The organism is Coleofasciculus sp. F4-SAH-05, assembly GCF_040222985.1.
GTDB lineage: Bacteria > Cyanobacteriota > Cyanobacteriia > Cyanobacteriales > Coleofasciculaceae > Coleofasciculus > Coleofasciculus chthonoplastes.
On sequence record NZ_JAVKBY010000096.1, the window covers coordinates 63689 to 71442 of the forward strand.

The window sequence follows — 7754 nt, forward strand, 5'->3', positions numbered from 1 at the left end:
ATGACAAAAAAAGCCATCCGGTCAGGATGGCTTTTTTCATGGCTACATCTCCCCTCAACTCTAGGATTGACTCTGTGAACCTTTCTAAATTTTTAGTTACAATACTTTACAAATGACGATCAGGTAACAACAAGCTTGATGACTCTTATGGCTGATACTTTGACAAAACTGGCATATCAAACGTTCCAGCAAGGAAAAGCGGCTTTTGCGCTGGTACACAAAAACACAGCATCACAACTACGGAATCTGATTAATCCCCCAATCAATGAGCTTAAAGCCAAACCCCTCTCTCCAGAAATCCTGCAACTACTTCGGCAAAGGCTTGATCAGATTCTGGAAACCGATTGGCAGGATGTGGAGCGGGGCGTGTATCCTGAAAGCCTGCTGTTTGATACCCATTGGGAAGACTTCTTTCGCTACTATCCAGAGATTTGCCTGGATTTACTGAACATCTGGGAAAGGGTCAATCAGAATAAATATCAGGAGTTCTCGCCAGAGATTGATATACAAAATTATCCGAACTACTATCGGCGCAATTTCCATTACCAAACCGATGGCTACTTGAGTGATACTTCAGCCAACCTGTATGATTTGCAGGTCGAACTTCTGTTCAATGGTGCGGCTGCTCCGATGCGACGGCGCGTACTTGCACCGTTAAAGGAAGGACTCAAAGCCTTTGATGCAGTTCCTCCTCAACAAATTAGAGTTCTCGATGTAGCCTGTGGAACAGGTCGGACTCTCAGGATGATTCGGGCAACTATGCCAAAAGCGTCTCTAGGTGGCATAGATTTATCTCCGGCTTATTTGCGTAAAGCCAATCAACTCTTATCGGAAATTCCGGGGGAATTACCACAACTGATGCAGGCAAAGGCGGAGGAACTGCCATATCGAGATAATTATTTCCACGGTATCACTTGTGTGTTTCTCTTCCACGAACTACCACCGTCTATACGTCAGCGCATCATTGAGCAATGCTTCCGTGTGATTCAACCGGGAGGCGTGTTTGTCATCTGTGACTCGATTCAGGCGATTGATTTTCCCCAATTCATGCCCATGATGGAAAACTTCCCTGCTATGTTCCACGAACCGTACTACAGACACTATATTACCGATGATTTAGTCAAACGCCTCACTCAGGCGGGTTTTGAGGCAATTACAACTCAAAACCACTTTATGAGCAAGTACTGGATTGCTCATAAGCCTGAAGACGCTACGGTGTAAACCTTTCTCGGCAATTAAGATATTAAGATCCCCAACTTCTTGAAGAAGCTGGGGATCTGGATTTTCGGGTGTTCTGCCGTGAAGTTAACTATTTTATGGATCGATCTCGATAAAATAAGCTTGAGGGATATTCCTGTATCCAGGACACCAAATCTTGCGATTATGGCGTGAGATGAATTGCTGGATTAGGCAAATACCGCGCCTTGTGTTATATACAATTGTCAATTGCTATAGAGAAACGTTTATGACCACTAAAAAATCAAGTTCAGAAACGGTGTCTACTGAAGGCTTGTCAACGGAGGAGATTGTTTCCACGGAGTTTATCCAAGACAAGACTACCGTCAACTATGTAGAAACCATCGAAACAGTCATCTCTAGCCTGGAGCAAGATGACAGCGCTATGGTTAGCCATAACGATGAAGGCTATCTATGGAAGTTTAAGTATGGTAGCGTAGAAGTCTTTGTCCAGTTAACGGGTTCTACAGACGAGGATACATTCACCGTTTGGTCTTCGGTGCTGAACCTCCCGGCAGAAAAAGAAGCTGAATTGATGCGTAGGCTTCTGGAAATGAACTGGTCAGATACCTTTGAATCCCGTTTTGGGATTGTGGATGATCAAGTGGTGGTGTTATCGTCACGCACGGTGGCTGAACTATCGCCGGGAGAAATTTCTCGGGCGATTACCATTGTTGCCACTATTGCTGATGATAATGATGAAGCGTTGCAAGAAGAGTTTGGCGCGGCTTGAGTTGTACTACAACCAGAATCCGCCTCTACACCGAACAAGGTGAACTCTCAGCATAAATTATCGGCAAAATACTCAATGTTAGCGATCGCGTCTATACTATGTTCAATTTGTGTTCATGAAAAGCGCGATCGCGCTATGCAAGGCAATAGACAATCTTATCGGTGAAAACCCTCGCTACATCAAGGTTGAGCGCGATTGTACATAAGTACGGCGGCGGCTCGACGACTCGACTGAGCGCTCGCCGAACGTCTAAAAAATCGCGCCAAGCCGCACGGTGAGGCATTTCTGTCTATTAAAACTCCTATTATTAATCCAAAACCTGGATATTGACCAATCGTTGTGAACATTGCTTGACAGAAAACACCACCGCCACTCCTGAGAAAACAAATACTCATGTTGATAATGGCAATCAGCAACAGAGACAGGATAGCGAGGCAACTGCCGAAAAACCATCCCAACACCCCGAAGCTGACCAAGAGGATTTAAATAGGAAAAAATCCCCCCAGTCTTCTCAGCTCAAAACCAAGTTAAATGTCAGGATGGTCATGCCCCTGATTTTATCGGAAATTTGGCGATTGACTCATTATTTTTTCTGGCTGGTAGCCTGATGGTTTTTACAGGTTCAGAGGCGACTTGAAGGGCTGAGGTATCTATTTTGTCGGTTTTCGGGATGGCGGTAAAGTTTGTTGAGTACTCCCAGGTAATTTGGCTGTCTTATTACTACCGCCTGGAATTAACTGAGTTAAACGCCCTGCAATTACACCTCGATTTTGAATGAGAGCAATGATTCCCTTGGTTGCGACTGCCCCTGTAGCACCAAAAACTAAGCTTAAAAGCAATGATTGAGTGATGGGATGGAGGTGGTTAGTGGAAAATGGCGGCAGGATGGGCTGTCGGGGTTCTGTGGGAATTACATAAGGGGCAACAGTAGCACCAATGGCTGCTGCGGCTAAACCAACACCTACAATTGCTACTGTATCTTGCAAAGCGCGATCGCTCTCAGCCTGTTCTGTTTCAACAATTCCCCTGATTGTCTCTATCATCTGCTGGAATAGTTGCTGACTGGGGAGAAGATAAGATAAATCAGTGTTTATTTGTTCAATAAAATTTTCCGGCTTGTGGCTAATAAATTGTTGCAAGAGTTCCAGATCATCCTCTTTCTCAAGGCTAATAAAATTAAGCTGATTTATCCAGAATTTATAGTTTTTTTTATTCGTTTTAATGGTAGTACGATGAATTTCTAAATCTCGTAGGTGGTTAGCGTAGTCAAAGGCAGTTTGAGAAAGTTCGGTGAGCCATTCTTTGAGTTGCTTCAGCCTTTGAGTAGGCTCCGAGGACAAGTGCTGCAATCCTTTGGCTTTACCATCTAATTGTCTGTAGAGCTTTCTTGCCTGCTGATTGCACCATCGAGATTGAGAGTAGACATAAAGTATTTTATGGCGACAGCACAGTAGATTAATCAGAGGTTGATAGTAATCTCCCCCTGCTTCTAAGGGTTCCGTTTGAGGGTGGCAATTGAGCCAGATGAGAATATGGCTCAGTTGAGCCGGATTTTCCTGAATATTGTTATATTCAACAATTGGACTACCTAAAAATTTACCTTGAGCGGAAAGCCTGTAATTTTGTCTGTCTAATTCTGGCACAATTGCATTCAGACAGTTATCAGTAAAGGCTTGAATATCGTTGAGTTTCTCCTCTGGCTGGGCAAAAAGGACTAGAGTTTGCCCCAGTAAAGAGTTGCTTTGAGCGATTTTTAGACAACCTTGAGGATTTAATCCTGCCAATTGGTCAATTTCAACATGAGGATAAGGATAGCGCAAGGTAATGTCAACGGCATAGGTATCGTGGATTTGGAGGGGATAAACTGCGCCTCTGAGTTGTAGTACACTCCCGTTAGGAATCGCGGAAAAACTCAACCAACGTTCTGACTGGAGTAATTCTATATAGTCGTTTTTTCGGTTATCCCAACTTGGAGATATCCCAACTTTGTCCTGGTTATCTTGGAGACGCTCAAGCAGAGATTCGAGTCTGGGAACATTAAGTTTTTGACCCAATTGTTGACATTGCTCCCACAGGTGATTCACATCCTCAACAGGTTCTTCTTCACCTTGAGCTAAATTGTTACGCAGATGAAAGGCATAGAGTGTCAGTTTTGGGTTAGCAACCTTCATGAGCCAGAGTTGGATGACTGGGAATCCTGGGAAGAAGAGCTTTGTTGAATTGCATTTTGTAGGGTTTGTTTATTGAGTTCGTAGTTGGGAGTTTTAACTTTGCCTTCCTTGCTCCCTGGTAGTCTCTCTCCTGACTTATCGGGAAGAAGTTTTAATTGCGCTTCATCAACTTCAGGGTGTTCTTCACACCATTCTGAGATGGCGTTCGAGAGTGCTTCAATATCATCAGGTAAAGGAGCAACTACCTGCTCCAACTCCGCTAAGTCTTCTGGAGTAAAGAGGGAACGCTGACGGGTTAGTAGTTCAATGAAAGCGGCAACATTTTGTTCAGAGAATGACATGGCTTTACGGGTTGTTTGTTGTGCAGTTTGCTGGACTAATTCCAACGGTAATTTGAGAGCTTCAGCAATCTGAGCTGAGGTTAATCCTAACTGGAGCAATGCTGGCACTGTCTCTAATTTTGCCTCCTGTTTACCTTCCTCAAAGACTTCTTGGTAAAATCTGGTCTTTTTCAGTTCGCTTAATCCCAACATGGCGGCAATCTCCTCGCGGCTTTTTTGTGGTAATTTGTAGACAATAATCGTTTCAATGAGATTAATCAGGTCACGCTGGACAGCTTCATCCCTTAGCTGTTGCTGCGCTTGTTCAATTAAGTGTCGAGCGAGTTGTCCGGCTGTTTCTTCCGGCTCGATTACAAGCTTAACAACTCCTACCCCTAATGAGCGTTCGGCAGCTTCTCCTAATTCATCCAGGTAAATTCGTCTCACCTGGTTTAGGGTTAAGAGGTTGCCAAAATGTAAGGGTTGCTCTCGTTCAGTAGAGCGATTGGGATAGATGACAACAATTTGCCAGGGGTGAGGGGGTTGGTATTGTTTTAAGAAGAGGAAGAGTTCAGCAAATACCCGGTAGTATAAGGAGGTGTCAGGCTGAAACTGAACTTCCACAAGGTAGAACGGTTTGTCGGGTTCGTTGGTTTTGGGTAGGAATAAACCATCTAGGCGAAAGGATAGTTGTTTTACTTCGCGGGAGGTGAATTCGTAGCTAGCGGCTTCTTCTGGGGAACGGTTGATGAGTTCAAAGAAGATGCTAGGAAAGGCTTGAAATAGGTTGTAGAAGATGCTGTCAGTTTTCACGGGTTATTGACCAATGGCACAAAATGCTGCCCAGTGGTAGGGGGATTCAAAAGGTTTGCTATTAGACGGTTTTTGACTAAGGAATGCTCTCAATTGCATTCTATGATCAGGATTAGGGAGTTGCTTTGCCCACTGCTGTAATTGTTCTGTTGTAGCATCTCTGAGCCAGAGTTGAGCTTGGTTGAGGGCAATCGCGACGGTTAAGCCGGATTTGAGATTCTGATAGAACTTAATCATCAACAGGGCTGTCGATAAGTCGTTCACTCTCCAGAGGGAACTAACGACGCTGGGAGAACCTGCGATGAGGAAGCCACTGGGTATGCCTATGTATTCGTCGCTGATGTTTTTGAAATCAATCAATCCAGTTTCGCAAGCGGAAAGGGTGACGAGGCGACATTGTTCTAAGTTGAGGCTAAGGATGGCATCGAGAGTAAGGCACTGGTTCAAGTCATGGGTTTCACCATCGCGCACATTAAGATAACGTTCTGTGTCTGGGTTGATGGGTGTGGTAGTTAGGGATGCATTTGCCAAGATGAGAGCAGATTTGCGGGGATTATCTAAGTTAAAGTAGCCGTGACAGCTAAAGTGGGCGCAGTGGATTGCGTTTAGGTTAGCTTCGTTGATGGCTGTTAATGTAGCGGTTTTGTGTTTGAGGATATTGACTGGGTTAAAGCAATTTTTTATGGCTTGCACTTCCAAGTCAGTATAGGCAAGGTCGTTTGTGGGGTTTTGGATGGCAAACAGGTGGGTAAAGTCGGGGCGTTTTCGTTGTTGTGCTTGGAGCAAGAGTTGACAACTGGGTGCGTAGCTGACACCGTTGGGGAAGCAATCGAGTAAGCAAACTGTTCTGCCGTTTTGGGAGAAGGGCAAGGCATGAAGAGGAAACAGATGTAGAAATGTATGAGGAATCAGAACCAAGCGCGAACAAGTCTTTGGTACTAGCGTGAGGATGTCGTCTAAATACAGAATCTCAGCCAGATGAATGAGTCGCGAGTAAAAACTTTGAGCGCTGCTTCGTATCCTGCAATGACGATTTCCAGATTTATTGCCTTGCTACCTAACGGAAACTTTGCAATCAAGTTGCTGAATTCACCAAGGCTAGCGGCAATATCTTGTGCTTCTCGAAAGGAAGCTCGTGATAGTGCAATCTTAGCCCAGCTTCGCAATAGTTGAACAAAATTATCATCTAGCTTATCCAGATTTACTTCTAGCCAGGGATAAATGACATTCTTGTCACCTTTACTGTTGAAAGTTACTAGTAAAACTTTTTCTATGAACTTTAAATAAGTTTGGCGGATTATTCTCTTTGTACTAAATCCTTTACCCATGTTGACCCGTTAACCTCTTTGGGGACATAAAGTTAATTGTACAGCTTCATCTTGACAACACATCATCCAGTTTAAACGTTAACCCTGGTAACATCGGTGAAACAATTGTCTCTCCCAGTCGATATTGCTGTTGAACATAATCTTCACCGACTAACTGACAAACTGTAATAGTTGGCTGCTTAGGTCTACCAATGAAAGCAACGCCGCCTAATCCTCGATAATCAACAATCCAATATTCGGGAATCCCCAACAAAGCATATTCTTCCACTTTACGAGCATAATCAGTTTCCCAATTTGTACTGACCACCTCAACAATCAATTTAATCGAAGTTGCCAACGTAATTACAGGTTCTCGCTCCCATAACGGCTCATTCACTAATGCTGTCTCATCTAAAACAACGACATCAGGGCGACGCGCCGTCGCCGCATCTGTAAAAAGTCTAACAATACAAGTGCGCGGAATAAACCAGGGATGTCCTTGTCGTTCTAACTCAATACTCAGTTTACTGGCTAATTTTCCCGCGACTGTTTCATGAGGTTCAGCGGGCTCCCTATCAATTAATTCTCCATCCGCCAATTCATAGCGCGGATTGTTGCTATATGTGATATAATAACAATAGCTCACTTTGGCATCCTCCAAAAGAATAGTGCAGCTCTATGCCCGAAATCGTCGAAATTCCTATTGAACTAACCCGATTCCAGCTTCCCCAAGCGGTTCACGCACGCTTACAATTTTTGTTGGATCGTCAGGATGAAGGCTATACCCTGTCTCAGGCAGAACGACAGGAAGCAGAAGGACTGGTTGAACTGGTGGAATTTTTATCTCTACTGCGTTTGCGATCAACACGGGTGATGAAGCAAGCATAGATGGCAACAATTCCAGCTTCCCTCCGCCGATTAGTCATTCAAAGAGCAGAGAACCGCCCTCGAATATTGCGGTATATCACAAATTGGTCAAGTAGCTACTTTGGTTCTTCAGTACTTATTATGCTAAATTGTTAGTTGAAATATTCAAAGCCTTTATATAACAAAAGGTTTGGGCGTTATCTGGATGTTTTTCTCAATTTTGAATAGCTGAGGCGCTACAATTATTATGGGGCTTGGTTTTTGATTGTTTAAACTGATAGTTTAGCATAGTAACTCCGGAAGAACC

Annotated in this window: 9 protein-coding genes; 4 read left to right on the plus strand and 5 right to left on the minus strand. The window is 44.0% G+C overall.

Going from position 1 to position 7754, the window contains the following annotated elements; all coding sequences use genetic code 11:
• Positions 1-147: 147 nt before the first annotated feature.
• From RIG27_RS12265 to RIG27_RS12275, 3 genes are all read left to right on the plus strand, one after another.
• On the plus strand, positions 148-1221 hold the full coding sequence (locus RIG27_RS12265) for a class I SAM-dependent methyltransferase (protein ID WP_446345461.1): 1074 nt from the start codon (positions 148-150) through the stop codon (positions 1219-1221).
• Between the two features lie 244 nt (positions 1222-1465).
• Positions 1466-1969: a YbjN domain-containing protein gene (locus RIG27_RS12270; protein ID WP_446345463.1), complete on the plus strand. Its 504-nt coding sequence runs from the start codon at positions 1466-1468 to the stop codon at positions 1967-1969.
• Between the two features lie 326 nt (positions 1970-2295).
• Positions 2296-2577: a hypothetical protein gene (locus RIG27_RS12275; RefSeq protein ID WP_446345465.1), complete on the plus strand. Its 282-nt coding sequence runs from the start codon at positions 2296-2298 to the stop codon at positions 2575-2577.
• Positions 2578-2619: 42 nt separating this feature from the next.
• On the opposite strand, the gene RIG27_RS12280 is transcribed toward RIG27_RS12275, so the two are convergent.
• Genes RIG27_RS12280 through RIG27_RS12300 form a run of 5 tightly spaced genes read right to left on the minus strand, consistent with a single transcriptional unit; the run spans position 2620 to position 7226 of the window.
• Positions 2620-4140, minus strand: a complete 1521-nt coding sequence (locus tag RIG27_RS12280) for a hypothetical protein (RefSeq protein WP_446345467.1) — start codon at positions 4138-4140, stop codon at positions 2620-2622.
• Positions 4137-5273, minus strand: coding sequence for an Rpn family recombination-promoting nuclease/putative transposase (locus RIG27_RS12285; protein ID WP_446345469.1), 1137 nt, complete (start codon positions 5271-5273; stop codon positions 4137-4139). Before RIG27_RS12285 ends, RIG27_RS12280 begins: the two co-directional genes overlap by 4 nt.
• Before the next feature lie 3 nt (positions 5274-5276).
• Complete coding sequence (locus RIG27_RS12290) at positions 5277-6293, minus strand: CHAT domain-containing protein (RefSeq protein WP_446345483.1); 1017 nt, start codon at positions 6291-6293, stop codon at positions 5277-5279.
• Positions 6230-6601, minus strand: coding sequence for a hypothetical protein (locus tag RIG27_RS12295; protein ID WP_446345471.1), 372 nt, complete (start codon positions 6599-6601; stop codon positions 6230-6232). The genes RIG27_RS12290 and RIG27_RS12295 overlap by 64 nt, the downstream gene beginning before the upstream one ends.
• Positions 6602-6647: 46 nt before the next feature.
• On the minus strand, positions 6648-7226 hold the full coding sequence (locus RIG27_RS12300; protein ID WP_446345473.1) for a Uma2 family endonuclease: 579 nt from the start codon (positions 7224-7226) through the stop codon (positions 6648-6650).
• A 32-nt stretch (positions 7227-7258) separates the two neighbouring features.
• On the opposite strand from RIG27_RS12300, the gene RIG27_RS12305 reads away from it, so the two are divergent.
• Positions 7259-7468 carry a hypothetical protein gene (locus RIG27_RS12305; RefSeq protein WP_193873856.1) on the plus strand — a complete coding sequence of 70 codons (210 nt, stop codon included), beginning with the start codon at positions 7259-7261 and terminating at the stop codon, positions 7466-7468.
• Positions 7469-7754: the final 286 nt, after the last annotated feature.

What these genes read in the sequence shown, in the direction of transcription:
- RIG27_RS12265 (WP_446345461.1), top strand. Translation starts at nt 148, where the DNA reads ATGGCTGATACTTTGACAAAACTGGCATATCAAACGTTCCAGCAAGGA.
- RIG27_RS12270 (WP_446345463.1), top strand. Translation starts at nt 1,466, where the DNA reads ATGACCACTAAAAAATCAAGTTCAGAAACGGTGTCTACTGAAGGCTTG.
- RIG27_RS12280 (WP_446345467.1), bottom strand. Translation starts at nt 4,140, where the DNA reads ATGAAGGTTGCTAACCCAAAACTGACACTCTATGCCTTTCATCTGCGT.
- RIG27_RS12295 (WP_446345471.1), bottom strand. Translation starts at nt 6,601, where the DNA reads ATGGGTAAAGGATTTAGTACAAAGAGAATAATCCGCCAAACTTATTTA.
- RIG27_RS12305 (WP_193873856.1), top strand. Translation starts at nt 7,259, where the DNA reads ATGCCCGAAATCGTCGAAATTCCTATTGAACTAACCCGATTCCAGCTT.